This is a genomic window from Cupriavidus basilensis (assembly GCF_029335485.1).
In the GTDB taxonomy this organism is placed as follows: Bacteria; Pseudomonadota; Gammaproteobacteria; order Burkholderiales; family Burkholderiaceae; genus Cupriavidus; species Cupriavidus basilensis_E.
This window is the reverse complement of the sequence record NZ_JARJLM010000172.1, coordinates 1-15,921: the sequence shown is the minus strand read 5'-3', so window position 1 is coordinate 15,921 and position 15,921 is coordinate 1. Positions and strand designations below refer to the sequence as shown.

The following is a 15,921-nucleotide window of genomic DNA, read 5'->3' as shown; positions in this document are numbered from 1 at the left end:
TTCCTCCAACCCCACGGTCTCGTTCCCTGCACACAACCCATGAACGCCAAATATCCCCATCGTCCTTCCCGCAGCCGCATTCCCGCGCTGAACCGCGTTGCCGCACTTGCCAGCCTGACGCTGGCGTTCGCCACTGGCCTGGCGCCGCAAGCGCACGCCGCGGGCGAAGAGTATTTTCCATTGCAAAGCTATCGCGTCGGTCCCTACGCGGCTGGCGGCACCGGCTTCTTCGGTGGCTTCATCGACTACTTGCGCCTGGTCAACACGCGCGACGGCGGCGTCAACGGCGTCAAGCTGACCTGGAGCGAGTGCGAGACCGAGTATGTGGTCGAGAAAGGCGTGGAGTGCTATGAGCGGCTCAAGCGCGGCCTGAACGGCGCGCCTGCCGCAGCCACCAATCCGCTGTCGGTGGGTATCGCCTACGCTACCATCGACCGCTCCACCGCCGACAAGCTGCCGCTGATCACCATCAACCATGGCCGCACCGATTCCACCGACGGCTCTGTGTTCCCCTACGTGTTCCCGCTTCAACTGAACCCCTACAGCGAGGTCTCCGCCATCGTCAACTACATAGCCCAGCAATCTGGCGGCGCGGCCAAGCTCAAAGGCAAGAAGATTGTGGTGCTCTACCACGGCTCGCCCTATGGCCGCGAGACCATTCCGGTACTGAAGACGCTGGCCAGGCAATACGGCTTCGAGCTGACCCAGATCGAGGTGCCCCATCCCGGCAACGAACAGGGCTCGCAATGGCTGAACGTCCGCCGTATCAAGCCGGACTGGGTGATCCTGCGCGGCTGGGGCGTGATGAACCCGGTGGCGCTGAAGTCCGCGCAGAAGGTGGGCTTCCCGCCCGACCACATCATCGGCAACATCTGGAGCAATTCGGAGGAAGACGCGCAACCCGCCGGCGATGCGGCCAAGGGCTTCATCTCCATCACCACCCATCCGTCCGGCACTGACTTCCCCGTGCTGCAGGCCATCAACCAGTACGTCGTCAAGCCCGGGAACGGCGACCTTAAGGATCCCGCGCGCTTCGGCACCGTGTACTACAACCTGGGCGTGGTCAACGGTATCCTGAACGTGGAAGCCCTGCGCGTGGCGCAGGCCAAGTACGGCAACAAGCCGCTGAGCGGAGAGCAGGTGCGCTGGGGCTTCGAACACCTGCACCTCGACGACGCGCGCCTGAAGCAGTTGGGCGCGTTCGGCCTGGTGCAGCCGCTCAAGCTCTCCTGCGCCGACCACGAAGGCGGCGGTGCGGTGCGCTTCCAGCAGTGGGACGGCGGCAAGTGGAAGGTGGTCAGCGACTGGGTACAGGCCGACCGCGCGCTGCTGCGCCCGATCATCGAGCAATCGGCCAAGGCCTATGCCAAGGAGAAAGGCATCACGCCGCGCGATTGCAGCAAGGAAAGCTGAGCATGAGCGCCGACGTGATCCTGCAGGTCGAAGACATCGCCGTCACCTACAGCCAGATCATCCCGGCCTTGCGCGGCGTCTCGCTGGCGGTGCCGGCCGGCGCCATCGTCGCCCTGTTGGGCGGCAACGGCGCCGGCAAGACCACCACGCTCAAGACCATCTCCAGCCTGATCCGAGCCGAACGCGGCGAGCTGACCGCCGGCAGCATCACCTATCGCGGCCAGGGCATTACCGAAGCCGACCCGTGGTCGCTGGCCGAGCACGGACTGGTGCAGGTGCTGGAGGGCCGGCGCTGCTTCGTGCATCTGTCGGTGGAGGACAACCTGCGCATCGGGGCCTTCCTGCGCCAGCCTTCTGCCCGCGACCTTGCCGCCGATCTCGAACGCATCTACGGCATCTTTCCGCGGCTTCGAGACCGGCGCAAGACGCTGGCGGGCTATACCTCCGGCGGCGAGCAGCAAATGGTGGCGATTGGCCGCGCGCTAATGGCCCGGCCCTCCCTGGTGCTGCTGGACGAACCTTCGATGGGCCTGGCACCGCAGATCGTGGAGGAGATCTTCGAGATCATCGCGGCGCTCAACCGCGACGGGGGCGTCAGCTTCCTGCTGGCGGAGCAGAATGCCAGCGTAGCGCTGCGCCATGCGCAGTTTGGCTACGTACTGGAAGGCGGCCGTGTGGTGGCGCACGGAACGTCGTGGGAACTCCAGCAGCTTGACACGCTGCGCGACGCCTACCTGGGCGGAGCCGGCCAGCCCAACGGCGGAGCACGGCGCAATGCGCGTGGGTCACGCCACATCCGGGCCGGCCTGACGCCCTGATTCTCCTAGCGTTCCTCTCAAGCAAAATGCCGTTGCCTCCTGGAGCCTGACCACTGCGCGGCGTCGCCAATTTCCTGTCCGACCCGGAATGTCTCTTCGAAGTGACGCTGCGCGCACCGTGCAGGCTGCCGGATCCTGGCCGGCTCGCGCGGCCTAGCCTCGGTCATGCGGATCCTGTGCCAGACGGCAATCGAGCGAACCGGCCCGGCAGGCGCGCGTGATCCGCTCAGGCGAGTCCGGAAGCTGTCATCGCACGACACCCTTTGCCTCTTGCTCCAATCGCCTGCAGACAGAGTCCTCAGAATATATGCCGCAGCCCCACTCTCACCAGGACCTGCCGCTTCCCATCAGCCGCACCCGGCAATCCGGGAATCCACGCCTGCGCGCTCGCTCCGCCGCCGACACCCTGATAGACCGCACCCAGGTAGGTGTCCGTCCGTTTCGAGAACTCATAGTCCAGCGTCAGGCCGAACTGGTGCGCGAAGTTTTTCTCCAGGATGGCATTGCCGCGCTGGTATTGGTAATCGAACAGGACCGTCGTGTTCGGCAGCACAACCTTGGTAACGCCGGCCTGCAACACCTGGACGCCGCCACCGGTGAAGGTGTTTCTCGTATTGGTATAGAGCGCATTGAAAATGGCGTCGCCTACCGCGTAGCGCCCACCCAGGCCCCAGGTCCGAATGCCATCCTTGCCATCGTTGATGCCTGCATACCTCACCTCCGTGATCGCGGCGCCAATACCAAAGGGGCCGCTGCCATAGCTGATCCCCGCGCTGTAGGCGCGGTTGCGAGAAGCCTGCCCCGCCGTCTCCCCGAAGCCATACAGGCCGCCGAAACTCAAACCGCCGTAGTTCGCGCTGGAGAACTTGATGGAGTTCGCTATGCGCTCAGCACCGCCGACGCGGTCGAAATCCAGCGCGCCGCCTGGCATCGTGGGAATGCCAAGACCACCGAACGGCCCTTGCCGGAGATTGTGCAAGCTCACATACTTGAACGATGAGCCATAGCGCTGCGGTGCCAGCACGTCGAAGCTGAAATCGTAGTGCTTGCCCAGCGTGAGCGTGCCCCACGAAGATGACAGCCCGACGAAGGACTGGCGGCCGAACAAGCCGCCAATGCTGGCGCCATTGTCCAGCGCGTATTGGCCCTCGATCGTGAATACCGCCTTGGTGTCGCCTCCCAGCGACTCCGCGCCGCGCACGCCGAACAGGTTGGGCGACATCATCCCGGTATCCATCAACCAGTTCTGCTTACCTCCCTGGTTGCTCACGTAAGTCACACCCGCGTCCATGATGCCGTACATCGTCACGCTGGATTGTGCATTTGCCATCGCGCTAACCAGGACAGCGCACAAAGGCAGCCATTGCCGACAGTTCATTTCCTCTCTCCTTTCCGTGGATATCCATGCGTGAAACCGCGTCCACGCCATGGCTTGCGGCAGTCTCCGGCCCGTCCGGCCCGGCACCGCCCTCATCGTTCTTGTTCGTCGTAATCGTCGTAATCGTCGATAGAGCCGCTGGCCAGGCTGCCCGCACCGCTTTCCGGCCTCGGCCAGCCCGCCGCCCCGCAGCGATGCCTAGCCCACGTTTGCGTGCGGCATGGACTTTCCGCCAAGGCGGATCGAGGCGATGCGCAAAACGGGATACAGGAACAGGGAAACCGTAATCGAGACGAAAAACTCGATCGGTACCCAGGCGGTGAACACGTAATGCGCGAGCACAAAGGCAAGCACGCAGGTTGTGAGGCCAGGCCAATTCAAGTCCGACAAGGCGTGTGCCCTGGTCTGCTCCGAAGAGATATAGCGCCTCACCAGGAAATAGTCGGCAACGATGATGCCGGCGAAGCTGGTAGTAAGAATGCCGAGGATGGTGATGAAGGAATTGAACCATTCGAGAATCGAACCGGCGAGCATCAGCAGGGCAAGCACATTCGCCAGCGCCACAAACACCAGCCGGCCCGGGCGCCACGAGAACGCCGCGTCAAACAAGTTGGTCAACGATAGCGAGGCGCTGTACACATTGAGGACCTGCGCCTTCGACTGCGCCAGGACCATCAGGATGGTGCCGGCCACGCCGCCGAACACGATGAACGCGGCGGCTACGCTATCTGGGCTTTGCAGCGCCACCTGCCGGGCCGTGTCCCGGGTCATGCCGGTGTTCACGTAGTAGTCCACCAGCGCGCCCATGCCGGCATACATCACGACGCCGCCCACGGCCAGCATCACGACATCCATGAACAGGTTGCCCAGCAATGCCGCGAACCCGATGTCCCTGGACGACTTCGCATAGCGGCCAAGATCGGCATCGATCATCGCCAGGGCGCCCGCCGACCCGATCATCACGTTCACGCAGAACACGAACTTCCCGGAATCGGTGTCGGCGCCAAGCGCCTTGAGCGCATCCGGCGGCAACTGCGCCCCGAACGACATCACCGACGACCAGGATTGTCCCGATGATGCGATCACGTCGAACACCATGTAGACCAGTACGCCGAGAAAAACCACAAGGGTCAGGGAAGAGACGCGCGACACCAGTTCGAAGCCGAATGCGGTGATCAGGATCCACGCCACCGTCAACAAGCCGTAGACGACAAGACGGCTCGTCATCGTGTCCGCGATATTCAGGTAGAACAGGAATCCCTTGTAGAGCAGGGCGTTCTCCAGCGCGAGAAAGCCGATGATCATGAAGCCGAACACGGCTGCGGTCAGGATCGAGCCTTTCTGCCCGAATCCGTAATAGCGCGACAACACCGTGCTGGACAAGCCCGTTCGGTAAGCAACGTGGCCCACGCCCCACCCCAACGCGGCACCGATCACAGTCACCATCAAGCCTGCGAGAATGCCGATCTTGATGCCCGCGACAAAGGTTGTCAGCGCGCCCACGAAGAGCTGGACCAGTGTGGTAACAATACCGACGGTGCTCCATGAAAGCTGTAGCCAACCCTTGCGGCTGGCGTCCGGCACGGCGTCGAGGGCATGATCCTCGATGCTGGCGGCAAGGTTATCGGGATTGCTCATTCCATTCCTCCATAAAGATGTCATCGCCTGTCGTTGATGCAAGCTGCCGCGGCGGCGAACCTCCCGGTCCACTGCCGCTCGAGCGGCGCAACAGGTGTGTAATCCAGCGAAAACGGCCAGCCGTGGCGGATCCGTTGCATGCCCTCGTGGATTGGGGCACCGGCGCGATACGTCTTTTGCGATCGTCGACCGATGAACAAGCCTACGCCGATGGGTCAATGAACTTCATCCGTTCCAATATCTATGCGCATAAGCAAAAACACGTAGAGATGCAGGCCCGTGGTGCCGCGAACGCCGGGCGTGCTTGCACCAGGAAGAGGAATTGACTACGCTGACGCATGCGTTTTCTTTTCACGACACGCCCGTTTCCGGAGCCATCGACTTGCACCTGCCAACCAACTATCAAGAGGTCTTCGAGTACGCGAACGACATCATGGTGATCCACGACAAGGACACTGGCGAGATATTGCAGGCCAACCGCAAGGCCTGCGAAATGTACGGATGCAGCGTGGAAGAACTGAGGGGAATGACGATTGGCGAACTCACCCGAAATCTGTTCCCGTACAACACCAGCGAAGGACTGCGCAAGATCCATGAGGCCGCGCGATCGCGCGACGGCCTGCTGTTCGAGTGGGTGATACGCAACCGCAAGGGCAGCGAAACCTCGGTCGAGGTGAGCCTCAAGACCATCACGCTCGACGGTGTCGTGCGCGTGATCGCCATCGCCCGGGACATCACCGAGCGCAAGCACGCGGAGAAAGCGCTGCGCCAGAAGGAACGCTACTACCGCCGTCTGATCGAACGCTCCTCGGACGGTATCGCCATCCTTTCCGAGACCGGCACGATCCGCTTCGTCGGCCCTTCCATCCTGCCGCTGCTCGGTGTGCCGTCGCGCTTTGTCATCGGGCGCCCGGTGTTCGACTTCCTTGACGAGGACAATGGCCAAGAACTGCGCGCCTTGCTGGCCGCGCTGCAGCCGGAAGCGGACAGCACCCTGACCTTCCGCATCCTGCATCGCAATGGCAACTGGCGCATCTTTGAGGCGAGTTGCCGCAATCTCGTCGCCGATCCGGCGGTATGCGGCATACTCGTCAACTTCCGCGATGTCACGCAACGGACGCAGGATGAGGAGCACTTTCGCGCGAGGGAGCGGCAATTCGGGCACATTGCGCGGCTCTCAACCACCGGCGAAATGGCCGCCGCGCTCGCGCACGAGCTGAACCAGCCATTCTTCGCCATCGTCAACTTCGTTGCCGGCTGCCGCCGCCAGATACAGAGCGGACGCTACTCCGAGGAGAGCATTCTGGCCGCGCTGCGACTGGCGCAGAACGAGGCGGAGCGCGCGGGAAAGATCGTCAACACAGTACGGAACTTCACCTGCAACGGGGACTATCGGCGCCAGACCGCGGATTTGCGCAACGTGGTCAACAACTTGGCAGACCTGATCGAGGTTCGCGCCAAGCACGCGCATGTGGCGGTGGCTTACGATCTGGACGCCAGGCCATGCTGGGCCGAGTGCGACGATGTACTGATCCAGCAAGTGGTGGTGAATCTCGCCGTCAACGGCATCGAATCGATCGAGCAAGCCGGGTCGGCGCTCAAGCAGTTGCGCATCTCCGTGCATCGGATGGCGGACGAGCGTGTCAAGATCATGATTTCCGACACCGGGCACGGATTGCCGCGCATCAGCCCGGACAAGATGTTCGGCGCGTTCTTCTCGACCAAGCGGGAAGGCCTCGGCATCGGGCTCTCCCTGTGCCGCTCCATCGTGGCATCGCACGGCGGCCACCTCTGGATGACCGAAACCGATGCCCACGAGACGCGCTTTCACGTGCTGCTTCCGCGCGCCGCCGCTCAGGCGGCCTGACATCGGCGAAATTGGCCCGGCGAATGACGCCGGGACGACTGACGAAAATGGCGGGCGGCGCGGCGGCGGATCGCCTTGCCGAGTGCTAACGCGAAAGCGGCGACCAACTCTCGCCATGGCGATGCACCAGCCTGAGGTCGAGGACGACATGCCTGAATCGCCAGGCCTCGCCGGACCAGCACAATACGCTGTCGTACCAGCCGCCGATCCAGTGCGAAGCCGGCTGCCCGCCCTCTCCAGCGAATTGCGCCAATTCCCAAAGATACCAGCGGCACCGCGCCCGCGTAAGATTCTCCTCGAGCGTGACGAGGGGCGTCACCATATAGTGGAGGCTCCAGACGATCTGTTCAGCGCCGATCCTTGCGAGATGGGCGATGATGGCATCCCGCCCTTCGCAACGCCCAAACCCCTCGGCCTCCCACACGGCATCATCGAGAAACAGCGGCCCCATGATTTCGGGATCGTTGCGCCTGTCGGCGCCCCGCGCATACTGCCCCACGACCTGCCCGATCGCCTCGATCGCCTCCAGGCGGCGAATGCGCTCGCCGAGTGTCTTGTGCTTCATGCCCTGTCCCCGGCTCCCGGGGGCGAACCCGGGAGTCTTTTTTGCGTCAGAAGGCGGTTTCGCCATGTTCGGCGGCAAACCGGTCTTCGGCGAAGCTGAATGGAACCCCCGGGTTGCCGTTATACAATTCGATGTGCGGCGCAACCTCGGCCAGCGACAGCGACAACGCGAACAGGCGCGCGGTGGCCGCGGGCAACTCGCCTAGCGGATAACCATCCAGATGCGAAAGAATGGCCGGCAGCTTCGGCAGCATGTTGTCGTAGAAGTAGCGCAACTCGCCCCGCGACGATGCCTTGCGCCGCTCCTGCCTGGCGTTCTGCGTCGGTAGCGACCAATCGGCCACCAGGGGCTCAAGCATTTCAAAGCCTTTCGGCAGACTGTTGTCCATATCTGATCCCATCCTCACTTTGCGCTCATGTATCGCTCCAGCACCTTGTAGCCGTGCCGCAGCAGTATTTCCTCGTCCTGCAGGACCATATGGCTCTTGGCACCGGACTCCAGCGCCGCATGCGTGTCCTCCATGGTGGCGGTGTCCTCCAGCCACGCGTTGCGCTGCAGGACTTGCGCGAACTCCACGGCCCACCGCTCGCTGTTGGTCTTGGGCTCCGGCACGTAGTACTTGCCCTCCCACAAGGTCTTGTTGTGCGCGACCGGCCAGAATTGATGCGTAAACCAGATTCCTTCCGAGATGTGGATCAGGATGTTCGGGAACACCACGCTCAGCTCGAACGAAAAGTCCTCGCGGCGACCGGGATTCACCGATGGCGGGAGCATCGAGGTGCCACGCTTGGCTACCAGCGAAGCCCCCGTGATGTCATTGGCGATGCGCGCGACCGGCGTCGGCTCCGCGTTCAGCGTCAGGCAAATGCCCGTGGTGCGATGGTCGCCAAACAGCTCCACGTCCGCCAGGCCGGTCGAGAACACATTGGGAAACGAGCCGGCGTGAATGGTCGAGACATGGTATGCCTCGGAGAACGCATCCAGCGCGATCTTCCAGTTGCAGTCCAACGTGGTGTGATAGCTGAAGCAACGCTTCATGGCGTTGTAGGGATAGGCGGCCAGATGCGTGCCGATGCCACCGAGATAGTCGCTCAGGCTCTGTGCCGGCGTCTTGGCCAGGTTGATGAAGACGAACCCCTCCCATACGTCGGTATGCACGGGCGTCAGGCCGCTGGATTCTTTTTCCCAGCACGGCGAGAACCGGTCCTCCTCGGGCACGTGAGCCAGCTGACCCTGCGCATCGTAGACCCAGCCGTGAAAGCGGCAGGTCACCACGGCCGCCTTGCTACGGCCGAAGGTTTCTTCGCCCTGCTCGACAATGACCTTGTTGCCGCGATGCGAGCAAGTATTGTGAAAGCCGCGGATCTTGCCGTCCTTGCCATGAATCAGAATGACGGATGTCTTGGCGAAATGGATCTTCTTGACCTTGTAGTCGCCGGGGTTCGCAATCTCCTCGATCCGGGCCACTTTCAGCCAGGTCTTCATGAAAACCTGCTCCTTTTCGCGCTCAAAGTACTCAGGCGAAATGCAAGGCTCCACGGGGATGGGCTCCATGCCCAGTTCCGGATACTTCGCGGCCCACCGCAAGCGCTCGTTTGGTGCGTTCATCGCTGCTCCTCTTTACTTCGTTGACATCGTTTATTGCTGCACGCCGGCATCGTCCAGCCCGTACTGCCGGCGGGCCAGGTGGCCGATGCCCAGGCGGTCCAGCACCGGCATCGGGCACAGGAATGTCACCCGCGCCACGCCGGGCAGCCTGCTGATCTCGATCGAGCCGGCAATGGTGGCTCGGTTGAGAATCTCGTCATACGGCAGGCCGGTCACCTTGGCGGCGCGGTCCAGGCCATTCCTGGTCGCATCGTTCAGCGTTCGCCCGGAACCCAGGAACGTCAGCGGCGCGTTGCTTTCGATCTCACCTTGCCCATAGCGGGCTGCCAGGGCACGGACATGCGCGCGCTGCGCGGCGTTCATCGGTCGCGCCATCGTCGGCAGATCGTCCGGGCGCTGCAGCAGGATCGGACCATCCAGCGCCAGACCCTTGATCACCTCCACCTGCAACTCCACTTCGCCGGCCACATCGGTCGCGTGCCCGGCGATTTCTCCGTTGCCTTGCTGCGCATGCATGTCGCCCATGTAGATGCCCGCGCCGGGTACCTTGACGGGACAAATGAGGATGGCCCCTTCACGCACGCTGTTGGTATCCATATGGCCGTCCGTCTTGTGCTGGTCCAGCGCTTCCTGGCTCAGCGAGAACTGGTGCGGCGCGTCGACCAGGAATGCGCCGAAATCCCCCGCGTTGTGCGAGTCCGGCATATCGATCGACGGCATGGTGCCGATATTCCCGAGAAACGGCTGCATATGCGCGGCAATACCGGGCATGTCGGCGCGGGCGAGCGCAAGAATGGAGTGCTGCTCCGAGTTCTCCGGAAGCAAGGCAAGCCCGGCGGGCGCGCCGGCAATCTTCCTGGCGGCGGCGGCGTCCACGGTGAGCGAAACCCGGTTCTCCCGATCCAGCACGATCACATAGCCGTTGCTGAAGCGAAAAGCACTGACCTCCGCGCCGCAGACGTCGCAGCGGATGGCGTCCTCGCCAATTCCTTCCACCCGGCTGGGCGGGCTGGGCGTGCCACATGCCGAGCACAGCTTCGCCACAAACGGGTCGCCAAGATAGCGGCCTTCGATAAACTCCATCACCCCTGAAGAGGTAGCCTGCGACGTGACCTCGCAGCGCAGAATCTTCAGTGCGACCGCATCGCCGGGCTGTGCGCCTTCCACCGCAACCGGTTGCGTCACCTCGTGCCCGCCCTGGAAGATGGGCGTGATCATCGGCCCCCAGCAACCGGGCGGTGTCCCGGTGGCGATGCGGCCGCCGTTCTTGACCGGGCCGAGCATCTCCAGTCCCGGGCCGATCACGCCGCGGGTGTAGGTGCTGACATGTACAACGTCCTGAGCGGTATTTGCTGGCATGCTGTGTTCCTTTGAACTGACTTTGAACTAACGTTGAACTCACCGTGTGTAGAGCAAAGCTTATGGCGCTCACGCGCGCGGCGGAATCCGTACGGCCATCTAACGCGCTAGGGAAAAACACGTAGCGCGCAAGGACCAGCGCGGCGCCGCCCGGCGTACCGGCACCTCAGGACTTGAAGCGGCGTTTTAGTATGACCACGGCGATCGCCTGCGCGAGCACCGCCGCGTTGGCCAGCACCATCGGACGCGAGCCGATCGCGACGCCGTAACCCAGCCAGAGCACCACGCCGAGGATAAACACCAGGTACATGCCGTAGGAAATATCGCTCGCGGAACGCGAGCGCCAGATCTTGACCAGTTGTGGCACAAAGGCCACCGTCGTACAGCAGCCGGCCAGCAGGCCAACCATGTCTTCGATCGTCATTGCGCGGGCCTGCCTCAGAAGTAACGATCGAAATGCACCTGCCGGGCGGGCACGGCGTGCGCGCCCAGCAGCATGTTCTGCACGGCCTCGATCATGGGTGGCGGCCCGGCGAGATAGAACTCGTATTGCGCCAGCGCCTTGTCAAGTATTTGCTCCACCAGTTCATGCACAAACCCGGTGTGGCCGCGCCACATCCCCGTCTGGCCGGCTTCCCTTGAGGACACTGTCGCGTGAAAGACAATGCGCTCGCCGAAGCCCGGCAGTTCGCGCAGCATGCTCTCCCCGCAGATGTCGCGCGGTGTTCTGCCGCCGTAGAAGAAGTGCAGCCTGGCGGACGACATCGCCGTATTCCCCGCCATGCCACGCGCGATCGATAGCATGGGAGCCAGCCCCGAGCCGCCCGCGATGCAGACGATGTCGCGTTGCGCTTCGGGCCGCAAGTAGGCGAGTCCGTACGGGCCATCGATCACGATGGCATCGCCCGGCTTCATATGCTCGAACAGCGCGGTCGTTCCCGCGCCTTGCGGCACGCGGCGGATCTGGAAGCGCCACTCGCCGGCTGCATTCGCCAGGTTCGCCATCGAATAGGCGCGCGCGCCATCCACGCCTGGCAGTTGCAGCAGCGCGTACTGCCCAGGCAGGAACACCGCGGGACGCGGCCCGACGAAGCAGAACTCCTGGATATCGTGCGTGACGGCGCTGACCTCCCGCAAGACTGCCGGCATCGCCTCGGGCCGCGAGGCTGGCCGGCAGGCGTCGTCGAGCCGCAGCTTGACCGTGCAGCCGCTCCTTGGCCTGGCCTGGCAAGCCAGCATCCGTCCCTTCGCCCTGTCACGCGCCGACAGGCCGGGCGCATCGCCACGCACGGTCTCGACCTCGCCAGCGAGCAGCTCGAACTTGCACGTGCCGCACGCACCCACGTTGCATTCATAGGGCAGGCCAAGCCCGGCACGCAAGCCGGCGCGCAGGAGGATATCGCCATCCTGGCAGTCGAACGTTTCGCCGGTGCCGGCGATTGCAATGGAAAAGGTCATTGCGGCCTCACCTTCCGGAGCGAATGCAAACGCCATCGCCCTCCATGATGACGTCGTAGGTCTTCAGCGGCAGGCTGCAAGGCGCGCCGGCCGGCTTTCCCGTCCTGATATCGAACGCGCCCTGGTGAAACGGGCACTCGACCAGCACGCCATCGATCTCGCCTTCGCACAACGAGGCTTCACCATGGGTGCATTTGTCATCGGTGACGTAATACGCCCCGCTCAAATTGAAGACGGCGAGTGGCGGATGATCTGCAATCAACACTCGCTTCGCCTCGTTGTCCGGGACCTCGTCCTTGCGGCACAAGAAATGGATTACGTGTTCTGTCGTAGTCATAATGTCGGTCCTGGCCGCACCGCAAACCCCGCGGGTGCGGCCGTTTATCCCTGGTGATCCGCGCTTTGGCGCGCGCTCACGCCATCAAGGCCGCGATCGGCGCTGCGCCCTGCTCCGGGCCCATGGCGCCGTAGCCGCCGTCCACCGGCAGATTGGCGCCGGTAATGAACGAGGCCTGATCGGAGCAGAGAAACACCACGGCGGCAGCCACTTCCGCCGGCTCGCCCACCCGCCCCAGCATATGGAACGGTGCGGCAACGCGATTGGCCTTGTCCTTGTCGCCGCCCGAGACCTGGTCGAGTACGCCAGACCAGGTCCAGCCGGGCGAGACACTGTTGACACGGATATTGTCCTTGGCCAGGTCCATCGCCTGGCTGCGCGTCAGCTGCACCACCGCCGCTTTCGATGCGGGATATAGCCAGCGACCCGCCTGCGCCACCTGCGCGCTGGTCGAGCCGAAGTTCACGATGGCGCCACCGCCGCGCTGGACCATGTGCGGATACGCCGCGCGCAGCAACATGACGCCGCCCACCAGGTTCACGCCGAGCGCCTGGCTCCATTGCTGGCGGTCCGAGGCAAGCCCCTCATCGACATAGCTGCATGCCACGTTGACGATAAAGTCGATGCCGCCGTACGCGGCCACCGCCGCATCGACGCATCGCTGGAGCTGCTCGTCCTGCGTCAGATCGGTTTGCACAAAGCGCACGCCATCCGCAAACTCCCGCTGCAGCGCCTCGCCGTTCTTGCCATCGATGTCGGCAACCACGACGCGCGTGCCGTTGCGATGGAACTGGCGCACGATCTCCGCGCCGATCAGCGTCGCGCCACCCGTCACGATGGCGACCTTGTCTTGTAAGCCTTTCATTGTCGTTCCCCGAGAAAACAGGGTTAAAGAGCGGCCAGCGCTTCCTGGTTCAGCGAACTGAGGATGCCCTTGCAGAACATCAGCGGCGCCGCCTTGCGCGACCGGTACCGCACGATCTGGCCCATCAGGATCAGGTGATCGCCGCCGGGGTAGATGGCGGCGGTCCGGCACTCGAGGTGCGCTACCGCACCGTCGATCAAGGGAACGCCATCAAGGCCGGCCGAGGTATCGACACCCGCGAACTTGTCCGCCGCCGGCGCGGCGAACTGCCGGCAGATGCCGGCCTGGTCTGCCGCCAGGATATTGATGGCGAAACGCTGGCATTGCTCGAACGCCGGCAGGCTGGGCGATTTGCATGCCAGGTTCCACAACACCAGCGGCGGGCGCATCGACACCGAGGTGAAGGAGTTCGCAGTGACGCCGATCCAGCGGCCATCGGCGGCGGCGGTGGTGACCACCGTCACACCGGTCGGAAAACAGCTCAGTGTGCTGCGCAGCCCTGCATCCTCGAAGGGTGCATCGGCCACCACGTGGCCATCAGCGGGTAAATGGCTAGGCTGCATTTGCCATCCTGTCGGAAACGAAGCGCCGGGCCGCGCCAACATCGGCGATCCACGGCCAAAAGTGGCTGGGCGTCTCGAAACAACCCACGAATTCGTCGGCGATCACGCGGTTCTGCGATGCCGCGCCCAACACGTGCATGACTGCTTCGCCCGGCGGTTCGAGCAGCAGGTTGGTGAATGCGGTGGTATAGCTGGCGGACGTCTGCCAGAACGCATCGAAGGTGGATTGCATCCACCCGGCGTCGAAGGCCTCGCCTTGCGCCTCGCCGATGGCGCGCAGCAGGTGGTCAGCCAGACGCGACGCATTGTTCGCACCTTGCCCCGCGATCGGATCGTTCAGGCACACGGTATCGCCGATCCCCATGACCACGCGGCCCGATGGCAGCACGCCAACCGGCTTGCGCACGGTGGGCGTAAAGGCGCCCTTGAGCCAGGCATTCGCGTCGGTCAGCCGGGCGTCATCGAGGTAGGCCGCGTCATCGGGGGCGAATTCGCGCACCACCTGCCGGGCGACATTCAGCAGCTCCTGGCTGTCCGCGGCATCGTTGAAGCGGTCCATGGGGCCACCGGGGCGCGCCTCGAACAGGAAGCTGCGGCACTCTCCTGCGGTATGCGTATAGAACGGCAACGAAAAGAATTCCCCCACACCCATCACGAAATTGAACCGAAGCGGCCGGAAGTCCGCCTTCGGCCACGGCCGCTCGCCCAGCAGCTTGGAACCACGCAGCAGCAAGGCGGCGAGCTGTCGCGGCGGGCTCTGGTGGCGGCTGCGCGCATCGTCCCGCGCAAACAATGCATTGATCGGCCCTTTGCCGGCCGCGACGAAAGTCAGGGCGTTGTCCGCGGCGATCTGCTCGAGATCGTCCAGCGTCACCGTCTTGATCACCAGGTTGCCGCCGCGCAGCTGGAACTCCTGCATCCAGCGCGCGAACTTGGTGCGTTGATCCAGCGCCTGGCCCGATTTCTCTTGGAGGCGGCCGGCGACGGTGAGCACGCTTTTGCCGGTCGGCTCCCGGAAATCCACCAACATGCCCTCGCCCAGCGGCACTTCGGTTTCCCAGAAATTCAAGCCAAGCCGGCGCTCCATATCCAGGGTCTGGTTGAACAGGAAGGCAGTGCTCTGGATTCGGCTGCCAAGCAGTTGCTCGGGCGTTCGGTCGCTGTAAAGCGTCACTTCATAGCTGCGGTCAAGCAGGCCGAATGCCACGTGCAGGCCGCACTGCCCGCCCCCGATGACAGCGATTTTTCTTCTCATGCGTATCTCCTCGATCCACAACACTGGTGTCAGGCTCAAGATTAGAGGGGCGCGCAGCGGGGGTAAATTCGTTCCTCCACCTAAAACGATAGGTGGGATTACTTATCGGGAATTGGTTGGACTCAGGCGTGGTTCGCGGAAGCGCCGGCCATGGCGAGCCTGACCAGCTCCGCGAGCGATGTCGCGCCAAGCTTCTCGCGGATATGCGCGCGATGGACTTCGACAGTCTTGTAGCTGATATCGAGTTCGGACGCGATCACCTTCGAAGCCTTGCCTTCGACCAGCTTGTCAAACACCTCGCGCTCGCGCGCCGACAATTGATCCAGCAGATGCCTGGTGCGATCGCGCGCCTGCTCGCTCGCGTGCCGGCGCTCGGCCAGTTGGAGCGCTGCCTGCACCTTGTCGATCAAGGCCTGGTCGTTGAAGGGCTTCTCGAGGAAATCGTAGGCCCCACCCTTCATCGCCCGCACCGTCATGGGGATATCGCCGTGGGCGGTCAGGAAGATCACGGGAAGCAGGAAGCCCCTGGACGCCAGCGCTTCCTGGAGTTCGAAGCCGCCGATATAGGGCATGCGGACATCAAGCAACATACAGCCAGGCTGCTTGGGGTCGGCCGCGTCCAGAAACTCGCGCCCGTTGGTGTAGGCGCACACCGTGAGGCCGACGGATTCGAGCAGGAACTTGAGCGATACGCGGACACCGCCGTCGTCGTCAACGATGTACACGACAGGTTTAACAGGGCCGTGCCTGGGACCGGCGGCCACTTCTTGCAATGCTTTCATCGGCGTTCATGGGGG

The 15,921-nt window shown here is 63.5% G+C and carries 16 protein-coding genes; 3 read left to right on the top strand and 13 right to left on the bottom strand.

Features of this window, described 5'->3' with window-relative positions:
- Positions 1-39: 39 nt before the first annotated feature.
- Together P3W85_RS10250 and P3W85_RS10245 are read left to right on the top strand one after the other, a co-directional pair.
- Complete coding sequence (locus P3W85_RS10250; protein ID WP_276264708.1) at positions 40-1,413, top strand: ABC transporter substrate-binding protein; 1,374 nt, start codon at positions 40-42, stop codon at positions 1,411-1,413.
- Between the two features lie 2 nt (positions 1,414-1,415).
- On the top strand, positions 1,416-2,231 hold the full coding sequence (locus tag P3W85_RS10245; RefSeq protein WP_276264707.1) for an ABC transporter ATP-binding protein: 816 nt from the start codon (positions 1,416-1,418) through the stop codon (positions 2,229-2,231).
- 298 nt (positions 2,232-2,529) lie between these two features.
- Here the strand turns inward: P3W85_RS10245 and P3W85_RS10240 are convergent, their stop codons facing one another.
- Positions 2,530-3,609 (bottom strand): porin, encoded by a 1,080-nt coding sequence (locus P3W85_RS10240; protein WP_276264706.1) that lies wholly within the window; start codon positions 3,607-3,609, stop codon positions 2,530-2,532.
- A 198-nt stretch (positions 3,610-3,807) separates the two neighbouring features.
- Complete coding sequence (locus P3W85_RS10235) at positions 3,808-5,247, bottom strand: purine-cytosine permease family protein (protein ID WP_276264705.1); 1,440 nt, start codon at positions 5,245-5,247, stop codon at positions 3,808-3,810.
- A 322-nt stretch (positions 5,248-5,569) separates the two neighbouring features.
- Here P3W85_RS10235 and P3W85_RS10230 point away from each other — a divergent pair, with 322 nt between their 5' ends.
- Positions 5,570-7,114: a PAS domain S-box protein gene (locus P3W85_RS10230; protein ID WP_276264704.1), complete on the top strand. Its 1,545-nt coding sequence runs from the start codon at positions 5,570-5,572 to the stop codon at positions 7,112-7,114.
- Between the two features lie 85 nt (positions 7,115-7,199).
- On the opposite strand, the gene P3W85_RS10225 is transcribed toward P3W85_RS10230, so the two are convergent.
- The 11 genes from P3W85_RS10225 to P3W85_RS10175 all read right to left on the bottom strand — a co-directional run bounded on the left by P3W85_RS10225 (position 7,200) and on the right by P3W85_RS10175 (position 15,906).
- Positions 7,200-7,679, bottom strand: coding sequence for a nuclear transport factor 2 family protein (locus tag P3W85_RS10225; RefSeq protein ID WP_276264703.1), 480 nt, complete (start codon positions 7,677-7,679; stop codon positions 7,200-7,202).
- A 46-nt stretch (positions 7,680-7,725) separates the two neighbouring features.
- The gene (locus P3W85_RS10220; RefSeq protein ID WP_017224110.1) at positions 7,726-8,067 is read right to left on the bottom strand and encodes a hypothetical protein; all 342 of its coding nucleotides are present in this window, start codon (positions 8,065-8,067) and stop codon (positions 7,726-7,728) included.
- A gap of 14 nt (positions 8,068-8,081) precedes the next feature.
- Positions 8,082-9,287, bottom strand: coding sequence for an aromatic ring-hydroxylating oxygenase subunit alpha (locus P3W85_RS10215; protein WP_017224111.1), 1,206 nt, complete (start codon positions 9,285-9,287; stop codon positions 8,082-8,084).
- A gap of 30 nt (positions 9,288-9,317) precedes the next feature.
- Positions 9,318-10,646, bottom strand: a complete 1,329-nt coding sequence (locus tag P3W85_RS10210) for an acetamidase/formamidase family protein (RefSeq protein ID WP_276264702.1) — start codon at positions 10,644-10,646, stop codon at positions 9,318-9,320.
- Positions 10,647-10,812: 166 nt separating this feature from the next.
- Positions 10,813-11,070: a SemiSWEET transporter gene (locus P3W85_RS10205; protein WP_017224113.1), complete on the bottom strand. Its 258-nt coding sequence runs from the start codon at positions 11,068-11,070 to the stop codon at positions 10,813-10,815.
- A gap of 14 nt (positions 11,071-11,084) precedes the next feature.
- Entirely contained in the window at positions 11,085-12,104 is a 1,020-nt protein-coding gene (locus P3W85_RS10200) for a 2Fe-2S iron-sulfur cluster-binding protein (RefSeq protein WP_017224114.1), read from the bottom strand.
- A 7-nt stretch (positions 12,105-12,111) separates the two neighbouring features.
- Positions 12,112-12,441 (bottom strand): non-heme iron oxygenase ferredoxin subunit, encoded by a 330-nt coding sequence (locus P3W85_RS10195; RefSeq protein ID WP_017224115.1) that lies wholly within the window; start codon positions 12,439-12,441, stop codon positions 12,112-12,114.
- Between the two features lie 76 nt (positions 12,442-12,517).
- Entirely contained in the window at positions 12,518-13,306 is a 789-nt protein-coding gene (locus tag P3W85_RS10190; RefSeq protein WP_017224116.1) for an SDR family oxidoreductase, read from the bottom strand.
- Positions 13,307-13,329: 23 nt separating this feature from the next.
- Entirely contained in the window at positions 13,330-13,869 is a 540-nt protein-coding gene (locus P3W85_RS10185; RefSeq protein WP_276264701.1) for a flavin reductase family protein, read from the bottom strand.
- On the bottom strand, positions 13,859-15,124 hold the full coding sequence (locus P3W85_RS10180) for a styrene monooxygenase/indole monooxygenase family protein (RefSeq protein WP_276264700.1): 1,266 nt from the start codon (positions 15,122-15,124) through the stop codon (positions 13,859-13,861). Before P3W85_RS10180 ends, P3W85_RS10185 begins: the two co-directional genes overlap by 11 nt.
- A gap of 122 nt (positions 15,125-15,246) precedes the next feature.
- Positions 15,247-15,906 (bottom strand): response regulator transcription factor, encoded by a 660-nt coding sequence (locus tag P3W85_RS10175; protein ID WP_276264699.1) that lies wholly within the window; start codon positions 15,904-15,906, stop codon positions 15,247-15,249.
- Positions 15,907-15,921 lie beyond the last annotated feature (15 nt).

Coding starts and splice junctions, on each gene's coding strand:
- P3W85_RS10240 (WP_276264706.1), bottom strand. CDS start 3,609: ATGAACTGTCGGCAATGGCTGCCTTTGTGCGCTGTCCTGGTTAGCGCG.
- P3W85_RS10175 (WP_276264699.1), bottom strand. CDS start 15,906: ATGAAAGCATTGCAAGAAGTGGCCGCCGGTCCCAGGCACGGCCCTGTT.
- P3W85_RS10195 (WP_017224115.1), bottom strand. CDS start 12,441: ATGACTACGACAGAACACGTAATCCATTTCTTGTGCCGCAAGGACGAG.
- P3W85_RS10250 (WP_276264708.1), top strand. CDS start 40: ATGAACGCCAAATATCCCCATCGTCCTTCCCGCAGCCGCATTCCCGCG.
- P3W85_RS10215 (WP_017224111.1), bottom strand. CDS start 9,287: ATGAACGCACCAAACGAGCGCTTGCGGTGGGCCGCGAAGTATCCGGAA.
- P3W85_RS10185 (WP_276264701.1), bottom strand. CDS start 13,869: ATGCAGCCTAGCCATTTACCCGCTGATGGCCACGTGGTGGCCGATGCA.
- P3W85_RS10200 (WP_017224114.1), bottom strand. CDS start 12,104: ATGACCTTTTCCATTGCAATCGCCGGCACCGGCGAAACGTTCGACTGC.
- P3W85_RS10190 (WP_017224116.1), bottom strand. CDS start 13,306: ATGAAAGGCTTACAAGACAAGGTCGCCATCGTGACGGGTGGCGCGACG.
- P3W85_RS10235 (WP_276264705.1), bottom strand. CDS start 5,247: ATGAGCAATCCCGATAACCTTGCCGCCAGCATCGAGGATCATGCCCTC.
- P3W85_RS10245 (WP_276264707.1), top strand. CDS start 1,416: ATGAGCGCCGACGTGATCCTGCAGGTCGAAGACATCGCCGTCACCTAC.
- P3W85_RS10210 (WP_276264702.1), bottom strand. CDS start 10,646: ATGCCAGCAAATACCGCTCAGGACGTTGTACATGTCAGCACCTACACC.
- P3W85_RS10220 (WP_017224110.1), bottom strand. CDS start 8,067: ATGGACAACAGTCTGCCGAAAGGCTTTGAAATGCTTGAGCCCCTGGTG.
- P3W85_RS10205 (WP_017224113.1), bottom strand. CDS start 11,070: ATGACGATCGAAGACATGGTTGGCCTGCTGGCCGGCTGCTGTACGACG.
- P3W85_RS10225 (WP_276264703.1), bottom strand. CDS start 7,679: ATGAAGCACAAGACACTCGGCGAGCGCATTCGCCGCCTGGAGGCGATC.
- P3W85_RS10180 (WP_276264700.1), bottom strand. CDS start 15,124: ATGAGAAGAAAAATCGCTGTCATCGGGGGCGGGCAGTGCGGCCTGCAC.